The sequence below is a fragment of the Achromobacter sp. CF-sbj1-Ac2-l genome (assembly GCF_052698165.1).
Genome location: NZ_CP199857.1, coordinates 38957 through 60033 on the forward strand (window position 1 = coordinate 38957; position 21077 = coordinate 60033).

Here is a 21077-nt window from a genome sequence, read left to right on the forward strand (position 1 = left end):
GAGCCCAGGTACTCCCCTATCCCGAACGTCGTCTTGTCATTTCAAGCACGGGGTAGCCGACTGACTGGTGACGCGCAGACCGGGCTGCGCGAATTTGTAAGGCATGGGGGCACGCACGCGAGTTACGTGATTGTGGTGAAGGGCGACCGTTCCATGGGAGCGTCCTTGATATCTGCTCGAGTTGCGACGGCCCGGCAAGCACTTATTGACGCCGGCGTCGACCCAAGCAGATTTACGTTGGGTGTGACGGCCGATTATGAAGATGACCTTCCCGCGCCATATATCCGGGTGTTTCTCGCGCCCTCTCCGGCGTTGCAGCCGACCACTTCGACGAGCCTCGAAAGCAGCAAGACCCCTGTCGAATCGACGGCTCGTTCGGCATCCGCCGGCGGCGCTGCCTCGGCGCTGTCCAGTGCGGACGTGCAAGTTGAAATTGCGAGCCGAATAATCGCCATCAGCCAGTCCGGGAAACTGGAGCCACAAACCGCCCTGATGTTGATGCAGAACTTCTTGGGACCTCAAGGCCATCGCAACAGTGAAGCGAACGAAGCCCGGCCCGAGCATGCTCAGTCGTCGGTCGTCGGTTCGCGGCCAGCGGATCTTGCACCGCATTGGCGAAATGCCGATGCCCTGCCCTCCGTACCGCCTGTTGCGAGGCCTCAGCCGCAGCAGGTGCAATCGCATTCTCAGCGCAGTTACCAGACCGCCCAACCACTGTCAGGCGCGGCAGCGCTACCGATTGTGCGTGCATCCGGCAGCGTGCCTGCGCCTTATCGCAACTCGAGCACGGAGACCGAGGTGGAGCAGGCCCAGTCCGCTACGGCGTCCACATTCAGACTGGCCCAGACCAGCCAGCACGACGTCACTGCGGTGTTCGCGCGGGCTCCGGTGCCATCTGGGGCATCTCGGCGGGAGAAGCCAACGGCGCCACCTGCCCGGACGATCGCGCTTGATAGTGCATCCGCCCAATCGATTGAGTCAGTCGAAGATTTTTTCGGCATCCCGAAGGCACCCCGACGCCCGGAGGGTTTCAGCACGGCCCGATACGTCGTTGCGGGGCCGGCCTTCTCGTCCCCGGCCAGCACCGAGCAGTCTAGCGAAAAGGCATTGGCGTCGGTGCCGGAGGGAATTGCAGCGGCAGCAGCGGTCTCTTTGCCTATCACCGTCGCATCCGTGGAGATACCAAACATCCCATTGGCGACCAACGAACAAACGGGACCGCAGGTGTCGAGGACTACCCGGCCGTCCGCTAGCGCCGAAGGCCGAGCAGTGGAATCGATGACCGCACTGACGGTGCATCCCGGCCTGCGCCTGGCAGGTGAAGTTGCATTGGCGGACTTTCCCCGAGCCGCGCCGGGAACCCTCGCCACTGGCGTGGCCGCTCAAACTGCGCCCTTGAGCCGCGATGCGCCGGACTTGGATGGCGGACATGCTGGTGTTGTGTCGGACGGAAGCAGCGTGGCCGCCGGGAATGTCGCCGGGACGGCCATCCAGGCTCCGCCAACTTGGCATCTGGATTCTCAAAAGACACTTCGCGACAACCTTGAAGCATGGGCCAACACAGCAGGCTACAGGTTGAAGTGGAACGCTTCGAACTACATCCAAGTTGTTACGCCGCGGACCTACTCCACCGAATTCCTGAACGTCGTTAAGTCGGTTGGGCAGGCCGTCGCTTCACTTGTGCATATCGAAGTCTATCCCGACGCAAATCCCCCGGAGATTCGCGTGTCCGACGCCACGCAATAGGCCGCTCTACGGCATCTTAATAACGGAAAAATCTCATGACCATCCCCCGCATTTTCATCGCCGCCGCTGCATCCTCGTTGCTGGTGGCGTGCGCCACAAATTACGACAAGGAAGCGCGCGAGTTCCATGAAGGAGCCACCAAAGGCTTGGACGATGTGAAGGAGCAGCAGCGCAAGCAGGAGGAGATTGTCCGCGCAGGAGAAGTCCCATTGGAATTCAAGCGGTTGTCTGATGCCGAGCAAGAGGCCAAGCAACACGCCTGGCTTCGCGCTAAGAAGGTCACTTACGTGCCCAAAAACGCTGTCAGCGCCATGGAGATCCTCAAGGTGCTGCGTGCCCATGGCATCAATATCGCCACGTCGCTTCCGCTGGATAACTATCTCTACAGCGGGCTTGGTGTCACTCAACTGGATGGCGAGACCGCGCTCAAGACACTCCTACTCCCCATGGGCCTTGACTATCAGTTGGACAGCCAGGCCAAGGTCGTGGAGATCATCCCCATGCGCTCGCAGACATGGACGATCAACATCGGGAACCGTACAAGCAGCTACAGCTCGGCGACAACGGACATCGATGACGAGGATGGATCGCCTACAGGCGCAGGGGTGGGCGGCGTCGCCAACGCCGGCTCGGCGAGCCGGCGCAATGGTTCCGACGGCGACGGGAGCAACAAAAACATGAACACCGTCACCAGTACGGATAATTTCTGGAAGAGCCTCTCCAACGAGCTGTGCAGCCGGCTCGCCACCCTAATCCCAACGGCGGCCAACAACAACGGTGTCAATTTGAACGCCGCGCCGCAGATCCCTGGTGGTGCCCCTATCGTCCCGGGAATCAATCCGGGGATGGCGATTGGCGGGCGTGTGGGCGCCGAAGTAGGCGGTGGAGGTGCGGCCACTTGCGGTGGTCAGAGCGCCGGAGGCAACTCGCTCTACACCGCTACGCGCATTGGCTTGCCCTCGATGAACCCGGAGACGGGCGCGATCACTATCCAGGCACCCGGCTGGCTGATGAAGCAGATCAGCCCCTACATGGACAGTATCCAGGCCAAGTACAACACCCAGATCACTTTCGACGTGGAGGTCGTTGAGGTCACGACGAGCAAGAGGTCGACGCGTGGTCTCGATATCGCGAGCTTCGCGCGCTTCGCGAAAGGCCGCTATGGCGCCGTCGTCACCAACAACATCCTCGGCGGGGCAACGATCAGCTTCCCGAGCGGCGGGGGCCAAATTCCCAGCGTCAATGTTCCGTCGACCTCCCTGGCGGCGACGCCCACAACGTTGTTGGGCGTTTCCTCTGCTGCGGACGGGTTGCAGATCTTCAACGCGTACATGGACACGCAAGAGAATACTCGCACCATTCAGAAGCCGACGGTTTCCACCACGAGCGGCTCTCCCGCTGAGTTCGACTACCGGACAACCGGTCATTACACGATCAATAGTCAGCAAGCCGCTTATGGCACTAACACGGGCGCGGCCGCGACAGCGACCCAGAACATTCTCGTGCCCTACAGCACTGGAATGCGGTTGCGCATTAACCCGCGCTACGACTCCACATCTGGGATCGTGCGCGCCCAGGTGTCCATGCTGCTGAAGAAAGTCGTTGGCTGGGACTCCTCCAACCAAGTCATTACCGCCGGCGAGAAGGTCGTGCAGATCCCGCAGCGCATCCCCATTATCAACAAGCAGACGAACAACGCCGAAGTGGTCTTGCGCGACGGTGATTTGATTTTGCTGGGCGGCCTGAGCCAGGAGAACACCAACGACCTTGGCAGCGGTATTCCTGGCCTTAAAGATGTGCCCGTGTTGAGCGCTGTATTCGGAAATGAGAACAACAGCGGATCCAAGACCTCGATGTACCTGGTCTTGCGCGTGGGTATCACCAAACGCAACTAGGCACCAATATGACTCAACGCCAACAATACTGCGGCCGCAAGCGACTGAGTACCCGCGCTATGCGGCCCGCGCGCCAAGACGGTTTTACGCTGATCGAGATCCTGGCATCCGTCGCGTTGCTGGGTTGGTTGCTCTACCTATTGGCGCCCGTGGTGCGAGACGGATACAGCGCTCTAATGCGCGCCGCCGATGGACGCCAGGCGCTGAGCAACCAGAACGTCGCGGCGGTGCTTCTTGACGCCGCGCGGACGCGGTCGCTGCTTGGACAATTGCCCGAGCCGCATAGCGGCGGGGGCCTGCGAAACGCCGTTCTGGACCCAGCGGATTCCGACCTGGTCAGCCTATTCTCACAATCCGGACTGCTGCCGCGCGATATCAACAGCGACGGCAGCGCTGCGCAGAACGCGCGGGTCTATCAGAGAACGCCCGACATCTCGATGCAGGTCCCCTTGTACTTCCGGAGCGGGCCCCTAGTCACGCTCGCCTACCAAGTTGGCGCGGTGTATAGCACCCGCTGCCCGATCTCGTCAGCCGCATGCACTGGCGTGGCTGGGATACCCGGTGCGAGTACCGCCCTAACCCTCGCTAATGTTGGAACTTGGGCACCCACACCTCCTGACTACGGTGTCCAGATTTTCAGCACCTTGCAACTCCAGCGCTCCATGCTGCAGACGACCGTCACCAACGTGGATCTGATGCGGGACAACTTCCAGAACTACTACCGCGAAAGCCAACGCCTTGCGTCTGCCACGGACACGACGAACTGGTATCCCGCCGCCGCAACGAGTCTCGCTGGGCAGAACCCTGCGACAAACCAGGGTTGTTACGACGGCTGGTATGACCTCTCCAGCCCTTCCGTAAACGTTCTGGCCCAAATTGGTATGGACCAGGCCCGGTACGGGAAGACTCAGTGGGGCGGGCCTCTGCAGTATTGCCGCGACTATAAGCCAACTGCCGTCGGGCCCAACAAAGTTCCTCACTACGGTGCTGTGCGTCTGAACGCCAGCGTGTCAGCAGGGGTCGCACCGGATTCTTCAAACCCTACCAACAACGTCGTCTTGACCTTCTGAAAACATCGAGATAGCTATGAAACAACCTCAGCGCATACATCGCATGCTCAACCTCTTTCCGCGCTATGTGCCTGCCGCCGTGCTCGCGCGGGCGCATCGCCGGAAGCAGACTGGCTTCACGCTGCTCGAAATCTTGGCCGTGGTCGCAATCCTTGCGATTCTGGCCTGGATGTTCGCCCCAAAGTTGCTGGGATCCACTGACAACGTTAAAAGCCTTGCATACCAAGACATCGCGCAGGGCCTTGCTAACAACTTCCGCATCATCAACCAAGCGTGCGGGACGGCCAATATGGTGGCCACGTCGGCAGTTCCGACTACCCCGGGGGCCGAGGGTGCCTTGCAATTGCTGGTCGACGGCAGCAACGTAAATCCGCAGTACGCCGCCTGCTATGCGAACACGAATGCGCTACCCATGCACGAGTCCATTCAGGGCTCGCCCGGCAACTATCGGCTGGGCGGCTCGACGGTGACCCTGAGCGATGCCTTCATCAACAACCGGAACGTCATCGCCGTCCAATTCTCGCCCGTCACGGATGCGGTGGTGTTGGCGAACTATCAGCGCCTGTCGAGCACGCCTGGTGCGATGAGCGCGACCGCCCTGCCGGCAGGCGCGGATACCACTGACCCGAAGATCCAGTTCTCGGCAGGCGGAAGCGGTAATCGCACCATGACCATCTTCTACTGACCGATCATGCCGTTGCTCCTCCTTGGCGTGGGATTCGCCTTCCTGACTTTTGTGCTCACGGGGTTCGCCACCTCGGCCGGGCACGCACAAGCGCTCGACGGGCAAGCCCGTGCCATGGCCACGCGCTTCGTGGCTGGCGCAATTCAGAACCAGATCATGGATTCCGGGGTGCCGCCCGCCTCCCTGGAGGAGGCGGCCGGTCGCTCGGGTTATCAAGAACTGCGCGTGGAAGCTGGGAGGCCATGGCAGGGATACGCGGTCAGCCCGATCATGACTGACGGTGTGTGGCAGTTCCGCCGCGCGGTGGTGTTTTCGCAATTGCCGCGGGATGCCACCGACACCGCGACGTACCTCGCGGATAACGATTGCGGCAACGCGCCGTTCTCTTCCCCGGGCCCTTGGTGCGGGAGGAAGCGCAGCTACTGGTGGCTCTACGACAGCCGCAATGATTACGCAAACGAGATCTCCCTAGAAAAGCTTGCGCAACGGCGAATCCTTCAGAAGTTCGCACGCGCATATTCACAAGTAGTCGACAACCGCCAGGCATTCCCAAAGCCCGCTGGCACGTCTGCCACGTTGGCCGCGCTTGTCGGTTTCGGCGGCACCGCGGGTATCTGCGCGGGCTCCTACATATGGGCTGGTGTGCCTCTGGACTGCGCCGATTTGTTCTCGGTTTGGGGAACGCCTCGTGTTTACAACTATTTGACTGAGGACTACGTCGCAATATTGACGACCTCGACCATAAAGGACGCCACAGGCAAAGAGGTGCCCGTGGCAAGCCAGCTCGACGCGCGCGCGCGTCTGTTTGCCCAATAGGATTCGAATCATGACCCAGCAAGACGCGGCCTCGCGCATTCAGGATGTCCAGTCGTCGTTGGCGGCGCTTCTCGACGAATGGGGCTATCCGGACCCCACGACAGCGCCTCGAGATCTCGCTGACGTAGCATCGCAGATTGTCGCTAATCCCGGGTTGCGCGCTGGTGACTACGTCGTTCAGTTGGAATTCGCCACCCAGAGGCAGGTGGACGTGCTGATGGACAGCAAGCCAGCGAATGTGTTGACTCTCGAGTATCTGTCAGACAAGATCAGCAATCTACGCCCCAGCATCCAACGGATAGTGGCACTGACGGAACGGCGTCCCTACTACACGACCCTGCCCGAATCGCCTAGCGCCATGATGGCCGAAGCCGCAGTCCGCGATGCGTGCGGGCACGAGTCAGTTCTCATCGACACGCCGAGCGGGCGTCCATGCCTGGTCTTCACCGACAACGGGCGCTTGAAGGAATTCGAGCAGATGGCGCGCGACATGCGCGCCAACAACGCCTTGTACGGGCTCCACCATGCGGGTCCAATTCTTGCCTTAGGGCAGCGGGCAGAGATTTATCGGCTGGCGAACCTCGACGGCGGTGACATCGTCGCGAACGATCTCAACAGCCAGACCAACGTATTCACTCCTGAAAAGGCGACTACAGACTTGCAGCGAATGTTCGTGCGCATGCTCGACTTTGCACACGAAAAGCAGTCAAGCAATATCGCGCTGCAACCGCAGGCGGACGGTATCGTGATCGCGCGCTATCGGCGAGCTGCTCACATGTTCGATATTCCGGTCGTTCGCCCGTTTTCGCCGGACCAAGGCAACGAACTTGCCCAATTTCTGCACCGGATTAGCCAGGCTAAGTACACCGACGACCAGGCGACCGCCGAGGGGCGTCTGCTGGCGCCGGCTGACGGGAACTTAATCTATCGCTCCCAAGAAGCCGAGGTATTCCTGCGGCTCGCGTTTACTCCGATGGATTCGGCTGGCCTAGATATAGCACCGGAGTCGATCTCAATCCGACTCATCCCTCGCAAAACCACTCGGGTGCAGCTCGACCAGATGAAGATCAAGACCAGCGTTATCAAAGCGATCGAGGGTGGGCTTCGCGAGACCAAAGGCCTCATATTGCTGGCGGGGCCGACCAACTCCGGCAAGAGCACGACTATCGCTGGTGCACTGACACTTGAATACGAAATGTTCGGGAAGAGCCGTAACCGTCTTTCCATCGAACATCCAAAGGAGCGGAACATCCCTGACGTGCTCCAGCATGCCGTGACCGCGCGAAACGGCTACGACCTCATGACGGCGGCTCTGCTGCGGCAGGATCCGGACACGGTTTATGTCGGTGAAATCCGGAGCCGCTCTTCGGCTGCCGCTGCGGTGCGGGGCAGTGGAACGGGCTCTCTCATGCTATCGACGATACATGCTGGCGATTCAATCATGGCCATCCCCACCCTGCGAGCCTACATCAACAATCCGGTGATTGATAACGCTGAAGCTGCCGTTGTGAACGAGCACGACATGATCGAAGCCCTCAACCTCGTCGTGGCACAACGATTGATCTCTCATATATGTCCTGACTGCCGGAAGCCGTTGGACCCGAAGATCTTCAGCAAGCAGCATGTGCAGATTGAAGACTACTGCCGCAAGCATGGCCTGGCGCAGCCCACCGAGGCCCAGTACACCGCGTTACTGGGCAGCACCTACGCCGCCAATCCGGAGGGATGTAAGAAGTGCGATCACACAGGCTACGTGGGCGTGGTGCCGATCAATGAAGTCCTTTCGATGACGCGGGAAGTCAAAGATCTCCTGCATCGCATGTTCGAGCGACGGACGTTCAGGTACAGCGAACTCGTTAAATTCCGCGATCGCAGCCTGTTCGATGCAGCGCTGGAGAGAATTTTGCTCGGCGAGTCGCAGATATCGGACCTGTTCATCTAAGGCGCGACGTCGAAGGCGGCGTCAAATCGCGAAAATTTTACCGAGCATCGCAACGTCAATGACCAACACGGACGAACAACTCGACAAACCTTTTAGCCTGCTGGAGATTAACCTGGCGGCCATGTCGCTCGCGGCACTCGCAGCAACACTGAGCCTGGACCAGGCTCTATCCGAGCTTGCCAGGCTCCAACGCACCCGTGCGACCTTCTGGCTGACCGCAAGCTCGCATGTGAGGGAAGGCAAAGCGCTCTCCAGCTTTCTCTTTACGTACTGGCCGGCCATGTACGCGACGCCCGTGGCCATTGCGGAACATGCGGGGAAGCTGCCGCAGGTCCTTGAGGGACTTGCGCAAACCGCCGAGCTGCAGCTTGAGATTCGGAACCTAATGCGCAAGCTGTTGTATCCGCTCGCGATGATCGCTGCGGGACTTGGCGTCAACCTTTTCATGCTTTTGGCGGTAATTCCCGCACTTACCTTCGGCGACGGATTTCGCAAGCCAAGCGCGATGATGCAGCTCTCGAGTTCCGTGCGCGATTTCCTCAACGGCAATTCGGTTGTCATAGTGGCGGCCCTTTGCGTGGCCGGCGTTGCCGTCTTTCGCGTGGTGAGGCGGCCTGACGTGACCTCGTCGATATTAGCCAAGCTTGACGACATACCAGCCTTAGCAAGTGCGGTTCGGTCCCTCTACTTCGGTCTGTGGGCCCGGTACATCAGCCTGATGCAAGACTGCGGCATCCCGCTGCAGGACGCGTTGCGTATGTCAGAGCCGTTGCTGTTGCCGTACATGGTGCCCTCGATTACTACCGTGCGGGAGAACGCGCGGATGGGCTATAGACATGCTTTGGATCTCGATCGAATTGATGAAGCGGACCCGCGGCATCGTTTGCCCGTACTGGTCTGCAACGCGTTCCGCCTCACAGAAAGCACGGGCAACGGGAGCAGCCATTTTGAGCACGCTGCCAAGCCGCTCATCAAACTAGGAATGGATCAGATCAAGCGCTTCCTGACCTACGGCAATAACGTTGCCAGCATCGCTGCCGCTGTGATCGCAGTGTCACCGATGGGCCTCTACTTCACGCAGATTTCGGACCTTATTTCCAATGCGATTCGTTGATATGAAAGCAGCCCTCCTTCGAGCTGTTCCTTTGGTGCGCAGGATTTCCTGGCGGTCTAAGCGAGGTTTGTCAGACCGGCGCACCTTCACCGCAGGCGACGTGCCTCTGGACAGTGTTGACGGTGGTCACGCGCCAACGCGCCAGAGTTTTGCGCCGAAGCGCTCCTCACACGCACCGGACTTCATTGGAGACATCGCGGGCCTGCAGCAGCCCGGTGCCTTCATGCCAGATCGCGCTGTAATCACGGGCGAGCTGGTGTTTGCTTCTCTTCAGAACTCCTCTCCGGGGCCCGCCTTCACCGCGCTGGTGCCGCGCGTAGTGACACCTTGGTTCAAGGTCCGCAACCCTCGATTGATGCACTTGTGGGTGCACAACGATCTCGTTGTGAAGAGACGTGATGCCCGCGTCGCGTTTGCGGTCGACGGCGTTCTTCGCTACGGTAAGCGAACGAAGGGCCGCGCCATTGTGTTCAATGGTTATCGGGGTAGCAATTGCACCTATTTGCACTGGTACCGCTTCACGAATGGTGAACTGGTCGACATTCAGGAACGAGTGCTGCGGGTCGACGACACCAGATATCAAACGGAGATCAATGCTCTCCTTAGCAATATCGCGGTGGACGGCGACACGAAGCTCTACTGGACGGATCCCCTGCCGGCACCGCGGTCGGAGAAGCTAATTCATATCGGTTCTACGCCGTTCCAGCGCGTATCAAGAGTGCCGCTGGCTCGGCGGGAGCCCGCTCGGCATCGCTACGGCCCGTGGCTTGTTGCGTCACTGGCGTTGATGGCTTACCTCGTCCCGACGGCCATTGAGTGGGCCAAATACTCGCACGCGCGGGCCAGATACGAGGAACTCGCCAGCGCAGGGCCTCGTAACGCAGAGTCTCTCGAGGTGTTGCGAGCACGTCAGGATTGGTTAGCGTCCCCTGCCCCTATGCAGGCTAGGATTGCGCCACTTGCGGGCCTTTTCAGCACTATCGCCTCTCACCCCACATGGCAGATTCAACGCCTCCAGATCAACGCGCCGACGAAAGGTAGAGCGTCGGCTAGCACTGCAGCCTACTCTGCGGCCAACGGGCAGCCGCTGCCGGACCTGCAGGTGACCATCAGCGTCCCTCGGGAAGATGTCCGCAACCCGCTTGACCAGGCGCAAGGGCCGTTACGAGAACTGGCCAACGCGACGGGCCTACTGCTGCGTGTCGCGGCGTCGCCTGTCGGCTTGGTGGAACAAACTTCCGCCAGTGGAAAAGTGTTGTTGATCACTATCGAAGCGTCGGCTGACCTCCGAGGCCAGCACCTTAACCAGTAAGGAGGCATCCCATGATGCAAAGCAAGACTTGGCGATGGCTCAGCTCCGGCGTCTTTTGTCTGATAGTGTATTCCGGTGGCACCGATACGTTCGCCCTGGTTCAGTCGCGGGCGGCCGCGCAGCGCGCGGCGACCGATGCGCTCCAAGCTTGGACCGTGCAGTACAAGGCGCTCCGACCGGTAGAGGCGGCATGGGATAGTGCGTATCCGACGCAGACCCCCAAGGATTTGCACGCCGTGCTCCAGCTTTTGGGAACCGAGGGGTTGGGCTTGGACGTGCCGGCGCAATTGTTTTCGACCACGGGTACGATCAATCCGGTCGAGTATGGTGGCCAGAAGCTGGGGATTTACAGCTTGTGCGTGCAGAACGGGGGGGGCAATTCAGGGCTGACTGCTACTGCGATCGATTATCCAACGCTCTTCATGGCCCTCGAATCGCTGGCGGTCCGCAAAGATTTGAGCTTTACGCAGGTCACCATCCAGAACGGCCCCGTGCCCAGCATGACGTTGGCCAACACGTGTCTCCTACTTAAGCCCAATTGAAGGCGTGCTGATGAAGAAAACTGCAATATCCCCGCAAAACGCTGTTGCGCTGCTTGGCGTCCTCGGCTGCCTCGTCGCCTATCAGGCGAACCAGCTTCTGCACACGACGGTCGTCGCGCACATGACGGTCACGGGGGGAACTCCCCCGGCGCGCCCCGCTCAACTCGACAGCTTGAAGCAACTCTATCCTCTTCTCGCCACGCCTCAGACCCAGGACCAGTCGCAAGGTAAGGGGGCAGCCGATACTCCCCCGGTTCCGCAAACACTTGACCAGTTGTTTGGCCGAGCTGCGCGCGCCGCCAAGGTCGATGGGAAGGCCAAAGCACAGGAGCCGGTTGACTATTTTGCAGCGCTGAACCAGTCGAAGGCTAAGAATGTGCGGCTTGACGGCCTGGCGCCAGGTGTCGGCGCGGTGATCAATGGGATGTTCATTGCCGTCGGAGATCCAATTCCAAGCTTGGAATATCCCGCCGATGCCGAGCAGAAGAAAATGGTGGTGCCTCGCTTGACGACGGTCGCACCGGCCGGCATAACGATCCGAGAGCCCAACGGTTCCCGCAGCATCGTGGTCACTATTGCCCAGTAGTCGCCGCAGCAACCCTTGAGCACGTCGTAACAGGCCCGCACATCGCGGGCCTTTCCTATTTCCCCACCGCTGCAGGGTGCAAACGCATATAAGGATTGGGCCGTGGAGAGGCGCTCGTCACGGAACATGCAAACGCTCCATTAGCGGAATTTTCACATTGTGCATGGTTTATAGGCGCCATCTTCTTGGACTGTGCTGCTAATTAGCGGATGAAGAGCCCGCGCTTCACACAGAAAATGGGAGCTTTTTCACGGCACCAGCCCATTGACCAACCACAACGCGGCACTCGGAAAGGCCCTACGCCGACTTAGAGAGGAGCGGAACCTTACGATCGAGACCCTAGCCTATCAGGCTGGGCTAGACCGTAATGGTATTTCGCTGATCGAAGTCGGCCGTCGTTCGCCGACTTTTAACACTATCGCTGCGCTCCTGCGGACCATGAATGTGGGTATTGTTGAGCTTGCCCGCCTGATTGAGGAAGAGTTGAACCAGTCGGAATAGCGTGACCGCGCGAGAAAGGACTTCGCGTGCTCGAAGCACATTCTGAACTCAATGCCGACTTCGTCGGCCCACCGGCACTCCCGCGCCCGAACTCTCGCCCCACTCTTGCGCGCGCAATCGACGTCTACCGTGTACGCGTCAGCATCTTGAAAAAGGGGTTTGCTCAGGAGGCTTTTCGTCTTCAACAGCTCCAGCGCTCGGACCTCGGCGCGTTGGTGATGGATGAGGTCACGAGCGTGGACATCGCTTCCTACCGGGACGCTCGGCTGGCACAGTTGAACCCCAAGACGCTAACACCGATTTCGCCAGCCACCGTCCGCCTAGAGCTATCTCTTCTATCCAACATATTTGAAGTCGCCCGGATCGAATGGGGGTTTTGCTCGGGCACGAATCCTTGCCGCGATGTGCGCAAGCCCAAGGTTCCGCCTGGCCGCGCGCGACGGCTCACGCCCCGCGAAGACCGCCAGATTCAGCGGTACGCTTTTTCCAGCGCAAACGCGGAGCTGTTTTCTATCGTGGTGCTCGCCCTGGAAACTTGCATGCGTCAGGGTGAGATCCTCAATCTGGAGTGGCAACACGTCAATCTTCGTAGCCGTATCGTGCACCTACCGGAAACCAAGAACGGGAGCCCGCGAGACGTACCTCTGACGACAGACGCGGTTGAGGCATTTACTCGTCTTGGGGTAAAGCAGTCGGGCCGGGTGTTTCACTATACGCCGGCAGGGATCAAGTCGACGTGGCGCTACATGCTGAGCCGATTGGGAATCGAGGATCTGCATTTTCACGATTTACGACATGAGGCGATATCGCGGTTGTTTGAACGCGGCACCCTCGACATGTTGGAAATTGCGGCGATCTCTGGCCACAAGTCCTTGAGCATGTTGAAGCGCTATACGCATCTTCGCGCTACGCGCCTAGTTCGCAAGCTCGACGGGCAGCGTAGTCGGTCCAAGCAGGCTGTTCTAAATCTGTTGCTTCCCTACCCTGCTGTTGTCGATTGCCGGGCAGGCTCCGGGGTATCGGTTTCCTTCCCTGATTTCAGTCCGCCGCTCTCCGTATCCGGTCAAACACGGGTTCATGCTCTGCAGCTAGCGCAGAGTGCACTGCTTCGATTGCTTTGCACGCTGATGCGTGATGGTGCCAGGGTTCCAGAGCCGGATCAGTATTTGCAGCCCGTCGACCGGCATTCGCTGGTGATGGTTGATCCCTTGGCGCCGCAGACGGAGCAAACCGCGCTGGCGACGGAAAGTCACTGATACTTTTTTTGTCGCAGATCGCAGCAGAGCAGGGCCGGGCGTGTCCATCCGACGTGCTCTCTTTCTGCTGCAATGCTGGTCGATCTGGCAGGGGCACCCCGCACTGTCGTTAGGGCTACTGATGCGTCCTAGGCCGCTGGGTAGCGCCGCGCCTGCAGCTCGCCCTGGTCTTGGCAATGCCGCCGTCTACACCAAGTGCCACTTGAGGTCCGCGGGGACGCCGCGGGCGCAAATTGCGCAAGGGCAACATCGAGACGGCGGCCTGGCCCCATTGTCAGCACGGTGACGCCGCGGCCACTGACATTCCCTCTTTTTCGGCGCCTTCGTTGTAGCGCTGGCTTTCAAATAAGCGCAGTTGCCGGGAGGTTGCAGGCGCCGCGCTAGCCGGCGGCCTGTTATCCGCTATAGGCAGGCACTGATGGATAATTGGAGGCCAATCGTAGTAGGAACACAGGATGAACGAACAAAAGTTAGCCTTAGAGCCGTGTCACAAATGTGGCGAACATGATATCGATGCTGAGGGGCTGGCTACTGAGCTGCACCCAGGTGTTGCATATGTGATTTGTGAGGCATGCAAGCATCGGGGCCCAGAGATCTTTCCCCGGGGTGACATGAGGTTGAGGGAAGATCGTGCGAAGGTTCTGAAAGCCGTCATTGAGGCATGGAATGCCGAACAACGCCTGCGTCGCCCGGAGCCTGCTGAAAAGCGGGGCAGACTTGATCCAGCTATTTGACCTGGAGGCCGAAAAGCAAAAAGGCCGATGCCTGCGCCGGCTTGTTTGCGCCTTGCCAATCCGGTGTCTGGAGAAAGGTCAGCCTCAGCGTCACCGGCAAGGATTCGCAAGCTGGCCCCGTCTCATCCGTTCTGCGGGACTATGGGCACAATCCTGGGGACGGGTTGCACTATTTCTGCAAGGACTATCAGGAGGTACTCGAGGCAACCGGGGTAGTGCTGTTCAATATTCAAACGGCCGGCACTGCTGAGCAATCTCGCCTGTCTCAGCTCGCCGCGCTGGTCGCGATCGACGGGCGCGTGCTCGCGTCCAATTACGACATCGCGCAGTCCGACAACGGCGGCTTTAGCGTATCGTCCTCGGCCTCCGACACCCTTGCGGCTGGAAGTCATCTCTTACGGATTTGCGCGGCTGCCCGTGCCGTCAGCGACTGGACAGCAAGCTATTCGGTGAGTGTCATCCGCTAGCTCGCAGGCGGCATCACCTTGCCAATCCGGTATTTGGACTAGATACGTCCGCGCATCGGGCGACACAATGTCTGGACGCCTCCAGATCCAGCAGAACGACTGGTCTTTGGTCGGCCTAGATGGCAGTGGAGCGGGGAACGCTGTCGGTCAATCTAGCGCCGGCAGCATCAATATCAACGATGCCTACATCCGATCCGTCGGACTTTGGCTGTCGCAGATTAATTTCAATGGATACCAGGGACCACAAGGGCCACAGGGGCCTCAAGGGCCGCAAGGCCCACAAGGGCCAGGCTACCCAAACGCTGGGCCCCACGGGCCCGTAGTAACGGTTGTACGCGTCCGCTGCGGCGTTCTTCAGCTAGTCTACGCAGACGGCACCAGGGAGTACCTCGACGTCGCGGCATGCTCCGATTGAAGAATCGGACTGTCGTCAGTCAAAACATGCAGCCTGGCACGAGATCCCTGTCCCACCAGCAACGGCCGGATCGCCCTGGGCCCTCAGGTAATAGGTCAGACCTGACTGAAACACATAGCAGCCCCCCGCTTGCTCCTTCCAGGCGTACCAGGAATAAGTCAGGGCGCAGTATTTGCGATTGCCCATGCTAACGGTGTTGCCGCTGCCAGAGGAATCGGCGGAATACCAAGTTTTGATGGGTGTGGAGGACTGTGCTCTCCAAATACCGGATTGGCAAGAAAGTAGCAGTCCGGTCGTTGTCGCCGCGACCAGACCATTTGGGGAGCATGATGAGCCCTCCGTGGCCACGTTCTTTATCAGCACATTCCCCGCGGCGATGGTGCCGGAGTAGTCGCTAGACTGCTCAACCCACTTGGACCCGTTCCACATGTAGGGTTTGGCGGTCGACATGACCATACGCACATCGCCAGTTGCATTGCCGGCTGGGGGAAGGTTGGCGACCGCTGCCACAGGGTCCTTCCAATAGCCGGTCGTCGCCTGCACTACGACGGTTGGCGGTTGTGTGGCAGCAGCGCGGTTGGCCTTCACTGCTGCTGCAGTAGGATTCACCACCATGTTCACGGGGTTGCCATTTGCGTCGAGCAAAGTCACGTTGCCGTTGTCTTGGGCGGCATTTGCGGGTACCTGGTGCCACCACACTTCGGCGGCGCTGGCTGGCGTATTGAGGCCAACGAAGCCAACTAGGAGAGCAAAAGCGAGGTTCTTCATTTGCATACCTTGCATGAAATATTGCAATATTCATTATATGCGTTCCAAACCATAGTACATAGAATGTTAAGAACCATCAGAAACCTAGGATTGTTCCTGGTAGCGCTTTCGTGGCGCGCTAGTGTCGCTGCATCAGGCGTGGAGCTCGCCGCAGCACGCGAGCAGATGGAGGCCTACTCCCCCGCCCTGGTCGCCCTATACGATAGAAGCCGCGACGTGTTGCCCGCCTTGCAACGGTACGTGTTACAGCAAGGATTCAGCGAAGCGCACGAGCAACTGGGTGTGCTTGTCCACGAGATGATCCACATCGAATCAGCGAGAACGGGCGCGTTTTGGATCGATGGGCAAGGCTACGAGGGGTATGAACCGACGTACTGGCCTCCCTTATCCGGCCGCGACCTGCCTCTATCGGATGTTGAGAAGGCGCAGATCGGGCTGATCTATGAGAACTATCTTTTGAGAAATCCCGAGGCGACGCTTCGCAATGTGGTCGATGAGCTGAACGCGTATTCTCAAACGGCGGGCTTCATTTGTGGGCATTTTGCCGGGGGTGCGGACAAGCAGGTCCGTCCGTTGCTTGGTCACCTGGCCCTGGCGAATGCCTTCCTTGCGGCGTACTCGACTGGCGAGAGTGAAAAGACGTGTGAGGACGTTTCCACGAAGGGCGTACTGGCCCTCATTGTGAAGAACAGCTACAAGGCGCTGAGTGCATGCGGGGTCTATGCAATACCCAGCCAAGGTGCCCTTCGTCGCTGCCTGGAATAACTCTACCGTCGTCCAACCCACCCGGATTTTCACCGGTGAAAATTGACACCATGCCGCAAGCACAATCTCCACTCGTCATCGTCGACTCGGTTGCAATCGCGGACCGACTACGCCAAGTCTTGGGTTCCGATTTCGAAGTGTGCGCGACCGGCGGCCAGATATGTGACCTGCCCGCTGACGAAATGGGAATTGACTCAGACACGGCCACTCCTCGATTTCATCTTACTGAGACCGGCCGCAGTGCTCTGAGGCGAATTCGGCCGTTGGTCCCGGCAGGCAAGACCGTTTACCTTGCTACGGAGTCGTCCAGCGCTGGTGAATGCCTTGCAATTCATCTGGTTTCCCGCTTGCGCCTGAAGCACTATCGACGCATTCATTTGGTCAGCCTCGAGCCCGCCAAATTGCGAGCCACGTTAGGTTGCAGTACGCCGTTGAATTATTGCCTTGCGAAATCCTACCAGGCGCGTCGAGCTATAGATCGGCTTATTGGATTCACTGTGAGTAGGCCCCTTGCAGCCAAACTAGGACGGAAAGGTGTATCTACCGGGCGCTTGCAGGCGGCGATACTCGGGCTGCTGCTCGCACGAGAGCGCGCTCACTCCGAACGACGTTCGGCCGTGGCTACTATCGACCTGCACTTTCCAGACTTCGTCGCCAGTTGTCGCACTGTTGGCCGGATCGAAGATCCGTCGCGCGAGATCCAGAGGGTGAGCGGCGGTTCCTTTCGAGTGGTACGAAGCGTTTCGCGTGTGATTGCGCGAATGCCCCCTCCTCCACTCACCATCTCATCAACGTTGGTGCTCGCGTGCCGCCTTTGGGCCTATAGACCCGAGGAGATCCTGGCAGGCCTCGATGCGTTGTATCTCGCCGGCCAAATTACGCAGCCATCGACCTACATTTGCTCGTTCAACTCCGACGCGCTTGCCTCAATCTTGGCCGTGGCGAGGCGGCTCGACTTGCCTTTACCCGAGGCGGGCCACACTTTTCCGGAGCCTCAAGTCGCGGAGGCCGGTATTGAAGGGCTACGGCCGACAAATGCCGAGATTGAGGACGCCGGCAAGACCGAGGTCGAGCAACGACTGTATTCCCTAATCTGGGCGCGCGCGGTGCTGTCCCAATTGGCTCCGGCCGCCTATTCGATGCAAGAGCTGACTCTGGCTGACGCCGATGGACGGCGGTACTGGGCCAGGGCTTGCCAACTACAAAGTCCGGGGTTTCTTGCGTCGATCGACACGCTAGGCGTGGTAGAGGCTGATGACGCCCCTCCGCATTTCGGGGAAAGCCCACCTCTTCCTGACTATCCAAAAGGGGCCTACGTTACTCCGGACAGAGTTCGCGCCGTTGCTTCAGACCGCGGTCTTCCTCCAGGACTGTACTCGGCGGCCGACTTGGCCGCCGAGCTGGAAGAACTGGATGTCGGTCGTGCGGACGCCGCATACAACGTCATGCGGTTGATGAGCGCGCGTGGCCACATTGAGGAAGTCCGAGGCACTGTCACGCCCACCGACCAGGGCCGTGCCATCTATGGTCGGCTGTGCGGGTCGTTCTCCTTTGCAGCCGTGCCCTATTTGAGGATGCTGGAGGCGGCCGTACAAGGCGTTGCCCAAGGGCGCCGCCAGCTTTGCAATGTCATCGAGGATTTTCGGTCCACGCTACTGAGCGAGCTTGAGACGTTTGAAGCCGGCCCTGCCACGCCGTTAGGAAAAACGCGAGAACAGCGCCCGTGCCCGAAATGCGGCCGTCGCATGGACCTGACCAACGGACCTCATGGGGCTTTTTGGGCATGCATCGGTTTCACGTCCCAGCCACCGTGTGATTACACGTCCTCGCATTAGCCGGATTTTGCGTTGGTGGTCAGCTCGGCTACAACCCGCTCAAGCTTACTTACGGCATTTCGGAGCAGTTCGCGGTCAACGTCCATTCGGTCTTGGCGCTGCTTGAGAACAGCCATCTCCTGTTGCAGCGCCGCGAACTGGACGGAGAAATCATGCTGGACATCCTTCCTCGGTGACGCGGACTTTGTCTTGTATGCGCGTACCTCTTCATGGACCGTGGTCGCGGAGGGACGTCGTTGCGGTGCAAATTGCTTGAGTAGCTGAAGGTACGTGCTTGCGCCATACACCGAGCCAGTGACTTGGTGTATGAGCTCAATGAACTGCCGCAGGTAATCACGGTTGTTCCCCGGGCTGGGGGCATCAATTCGCGCCAGGCCAGCAGCGATGCGCTGTTCAACGTCTTGAGGAAGGGGAAGTATTGAAGGTCTTGCCATACTCGGCCTGGTAAAAGTCGGTGTTTTATTCGGGTGCGGTTGGTCCATTGCCAGGACCGGAGGGTTCAGCGACAACGCGACGCCGAGGTCGGGCTCCATAACTCGCATCGCTCAATTTGCTGGCGATTGAACTTCCCTGAAGAGGGCGCGTGCCGATTGAACGAACTGGTTCGGGCTCTCATGGTGCGGGTTCGGCCAAGTGCGCCACCACTCGATAACTTGGATAGCCTCCTCGTCCGTGGCTGCCTCTACCACCCTTTGCATTTCAGCAATGATCGCGCCGCGGCGCGGGTCGTCCTGGTTTAGCAGATCGTCCGGACACAAAGTTTCGTAGATTTCGACGAGCCTAGCCTGAAGCCTTCGCCGGCGCCGACCTTGGGCGAGCTTTACAGCGTGTTGGCCAGAGGAGGCCAGGACGCGCCACTTTTCGCAAAGTTCGTAAGATGGATCTTCAGGTTTGCCGCCAAAGCTCCAGCTACCGTCTGGAAATCGGACCACAGTCCACAATTGTTCTTTCATGTCTAGTGCCTCATGAACTTGCAAGGGGTGAAGTTAACACCAGTTTGGCTTAGGGCGTCGGAGTGCCCCTCTCCGCCGGCTGCGAGGCTAGCGATGAGCAGGGGGCCGCGGCGAAAGCCGCCCGGCCTGGCTCGATATGGGATCGGTGGACGACAGCAACACTACCGCGCGCAGCGCTATCGCCAAGGTATTAACCGTGCGGCTCGGGATCCGCGTGCTTCACGATCGCCGTTGATACATCCGGCACGCCTCGAGCCTCGGCGGTGACCGCGATCAAGCCGTAGGCGGTTGCGAAGTCACTCAGGCTGTTGTGATGCTCATTGCGGCCATCAGCATAATCTGCGATTCGAACGACGCTGCACAGACGCAGGCGGCGAACGTGCACCCACTCCCCCAGTACAAACTCGCCGGCGTGGTCGAGGCCAAGGCCATCTAGTGCAAGAAAAGCGCGGTGCACCGCGCAGGCTTGGGCCTTCGTGAGGATTCGATCGGCACTGGCTGCTGCCTTATGTCGGGCGCGGAAGACGGCGACGGCGGCGACCACATCAGCTCGCACCGGGAGTTCGGTGCCGGGCCAATCCTCGAGGATGCCATCGGCGATCTCGCCATCATCGAGGTCGCGCAGAAGCTCGTCGGCGCTATGGTTGTGGTTGGCGGTCATCGCTTCGTCGGCAATCGCTTGGATGTTTACGGCCTGCGCTTCATTGGCAGCGATAAACTCGGCCTGTTCGGCTTCCAAGGTCGCCAGGTCGCGCAGAATCATGTCGCGGTGTTCCTGGTCTTTTGCGGAAGCCATGGTGTCGCGCCATTGCGGGCGCTTCGTGCGCAGGATGCGGAGCACGGCAGCACGGTACTCGTTCGTTCCCATGTCGGACGGGTCGCGGGCTTCGGACAACCTTTCAGGCCACATTTCGGCGCAGGTCTCCACAATTCGGCCCTGGGGGTCCCGCGCCCAGATCATCCAATCGTCAATAGCAATTACGGCCGGGCCCAGCACACTGACGCGGTTCGGGCGATTGGTTGTTGTCGAGGCCGTGGCGGCGGTTTTGTCCTTCATGTCATGCCCCTTTGGAAAGTGAAGTGAAAAGGCCGGCGCCGTGATTGCGACCGCCGCACTTGCATTCGCAGGTACCGTTGTGCTTGCCGTTGAGGCATTTTGCGTTGCAGTCATGGCGGGACGGGAACGCCTTGTATTCGATCATTCGCGTGACAGGAAGCGGCTCGCCAGTGGCGGAAAGCGGATAGGCAACCAGCTTCATGAAACCGTCGTAGCGCAGGCCCTTCACACCTGGGAACTTCGCTGCAAAGTCGGCGTTGGACATACCGTGCACACCCCTGCCCTGCAGTTCGACGGTCTGGCCGTCGACGTCACTGAAATATTTGATATTTGCCATTCCTAGCGCTCCTGTCGTTGGTGCCCTTAATTGGCGTCAACCATTAGCGTTACTTTAATCGTTATTTTTATAACGAGCAAGTGCTGATTGTTTTTGTAGGTCAACACCGGGACTCGCGAACACCTTTCCTTATGAGCCCCTGCTACGGTGCCCACCTTCTGATCTGTGCGCGAATGTGTCAGTGGCCCGGTGGTGTTCCGGCGACCCCTCTACGGTTGGCTAGGCACGCAACAAATATTTGACCGTTATAAAAATAACGATTAAAGTAACGGTCATGCGCT

The 21077-nt window shown here is 59.5% G+C and carries 20 protein-coding genes; 15 read left to right on the forward strand and 5 right to left on the reverse strand.

Annotated elements, in window-relative coordinates:
• Positions 1 to 126 precede the first annotated feature (126 nt).
• From ACUDCK_RS29535 to ACUDCK_RS29595, 13 genes are all read left to right on the forward strand, one after another.
• On the forward strand, positions 127 to 1746 hold the full coding sequence (locus tag ACUDCK_RS29535) for a TcpQ domain-containing protein (RefSeq protein ID WP_445659384.1): 1620 nt from the start codon (positions 127 to 129) through the stop codon (positions 1744 to 1746).
• Positions 1747 to 1781: 35 nt separating this feature from the next.
• Positions 1782 to 3641, forward strand: a complete 1860-nt coding sequence (locus ACUDCK_RS29540) for a hypothetical protein (RefSeq protein WP_054444473.1) — start codon at positions 1782 to 1784, stop codon at positions 3639 to 3641.
• 8 nt (positions 3642 to 3649) lie between these two features.
• Positions 3650 to 4711: a prepilin-type N-terminal cleavage/methylation domain-containing protein gene (locus ACUDCK_RS29545; RefSeq protein WP_445659385.1), complete on the forward strand. Its 1062-nt coding sequence runs from the start codon at positions 3650 to 3652 to the stop codon at positions 4709 to 4711.
• Between the two features lie 16 nt (positions 4712 to 4727).
• Positions 4728 to 5396, forward strand: coding sequence for a type II secretion system protein (locus ACUDCK_RS29550; protein WP_082387904.1), 669 nt, complete (start codon positions 4728 to 4730; stop codon positions 5394 to 5396).
• A gap of 6 nt (positions 5397 to 5402) precedes the next feature.
• The gene (locus ACUDCK_RS29555; RefSeq protein ID WP_054444470.1) at positions 5403 to 6212 is read left to right on the forward strand and encodes a hypothetical protein; all 810 of its coding nucleotides are present in this window, start codon (positions 5403 to 5405) and stop codon (positions 6210 to 6212) included.
• 10 nt (positions 6213 to 6222) lie between these two features.
• Positions 6223 to 8154 (forward strand): ATPase, T2SS/T4P/T4SS family, encoded by a 1932-nt coding sequence (locus ACUDCK_RS29560; protein WP_054444469.1) that lies wholly within the window; start codon positions 6223 to 6225, stop codon positions 8152 to 8154.
• Between the two features lie 58 nt (positions 8155 to 8212).
• A complete protein-coding gene (locus ACUDCK_RS29565; RefSeq protein WP_445659368.1) occupies positions 8213 to 9268 on the forward strand; it encodes a type II secretion system F family protein in 1056 nt (351 codons plus the stop codon).
• A gap of 1 nt (position 9269) precedes the next feature.
• Complete coding sequence (locus ACUDCK_RS29570) at positions 9270 to 10580, forward strand: hypothetical protein (RefSeq protein WP_131728559.1); 1311 nt, start codon at positions 9270 to 9272, stop codon at positions 10578 to 10580.
• An 11-nt stretch (positions 10581 to 10591) separates the two neighbouring features.
• On the forward strand, positions 10592 to 11122 hold the full coding sequence (locus ACUDCK_RS29575) for a hypothetical protein (RefSeq protein ID WP_054444466.1): 531 nt from the start codon (positions 10592 to 10594) through the stop codon (positions 11120 to 11122).
• A 10-nt stretch (positions 11123 to 11132) separates the two neighbouring features.
• The gene (locus ACUDCK_RS29580) at positions 11133 to 11708 is read left to right on the forward strand and encodes a hypothetical protein (protein ID WP_054444465.1); all 576 of its coding nucleotides are present in this window, start codon (positions 11133 to 11135) and stop codon (positions 11706 to 11708) included.
• Positions 11709 to 11972: 264 nt separating this feature from the next.
• Positions 11973 to 12209 (forward strand): helix-turn-helix domain-containing protein, encoded by a 237-nt coding sequence (locus ACUDCK_RS29585; RefSeq protein ID WP_082387902.1) that lies wholly within the window; start codon positions 11973 to 11975, stop codon positions 12207 to 12209.
• Positions 12210 to 12235: 26 nt separating this feature from the next.
• The gene (locus ACUDCK_RS29590; RefSeq protein WP_082387901.1) at positions 12236 to 13465 is read left to right on the forward strand and encodes a tyrosine-type recombinase/integrase; all 1230 of its coding nucleotides are present in this window, start codon (positions 12236 to 12238) and stop codon (positions 13463 to 13465) included.
• Positions 13466 to 14195: 730 nt separating this feature from the next.
• Entirely contained in the window at positions 14196 to 14666 is a 471-nt protein-coding gene (locus ACUDCK_RS29595) for a hypothetical protein (protein ID WP_445659369.1), read from the forward strand.
• Between the two features lie 430 nt (positions 14667 to 15096).
• On the opposite strand, the gene ACUDCK_RS29600 is transcribed toward ACUDCK_RS29595, so the two are convergent.
• On the reverse strand, positions 15097 to 15864 hold the full coding sequence (locus ACUDCK_RS29600) for a hypothetical protein (protein ID WP_445659370.1): 768 nt from the start codon (positions 15862 to 15864) through the stop codon (positions 15097 to 15099).
• Between the two features lie 123 nt (positions 15865 to 15987).
• Between ACUDCK_RS29600 and ACUDCK_RS29605 the strand changes: the two genes are divergently transcribed.
• Positions 15988 to 16614, forward strand: a complete 627-nt coding sequence (locus tag ACUDCK_RS29605) for a hypothetical protein (RefSeq protein WP_054444455.1) — start codon at positions 15988 to 15990, stop codon at positions 16612 to 16614.
• Between the two features lie 182 nt (positions 16615 to 16796).
• Positions 16797 to 18449 (forward strand): DNA topoisomerase, encoded by a 1653-nt coding sequence (locus ACUDCK_RS29610; RefSeq protein WP_242609794.1) that lies wholly within the window; start codon positions 16797 to 16799, stop codon positions 18447 to 18449.
• Here the strand turns inward: ACUDCK_RS29610 and ACUDCK_RS29615 are convergent.
• The 4 genes from ACUDCK_RS29615 to ACUDCK_RS29630 form a co-directional block, all read right to left on the reverse strand.
• Positions 18446 to 18982, reverse strand: a complete 537-nt coding sequence (locus ACUDCK_RS29615; RefSeq protein WP_445659371.1) for a hypothetical protein — start codon at positions 18980 to 18982, stop codon at positions 18446 to 18448. The genes ACUDCK_RS29610 and ACUDCK_RS29615 overlap by 4 nt on opposite strands.
• A 12-nt stretch (positions 18983 to 18994) precedes the next feature.
• Positions 18995 to 19402, reverse strand: a complete 408-nt coding sequence (locus ACUDCK_RS29620; RefSeq protein WP_207384696.1) for a hypothetical protein — start codon at positions 19400 to 19402, stop codon at positions 18995 to 18997.
• Positions 19403 to 19592: 190 nt separating this feature from the next.
• Entirely contained in the window at positions 19593 to 20459 is an 867-nt protein-coding gene (locus tag ACUDCK_RS29625; RefSeq protein WP_445659372.1) for a hypothetical protein, read from the reverse strand.
• Between the two features lies 1 nt (position 20460).
• Positions 20461 to 20796 (reverse strand): hypothetical protein, encoded by a 336-nt coding sequence (locus ACUDCK_RS29630; RefSeq protein ID WP_054444458.1) that lies wholly within the window; start codon positions 20794 to 20796, stop codon positions 20461 to 20463.
• Positions 20797 to 21077 lie beyond the last annotated feature (281 nt).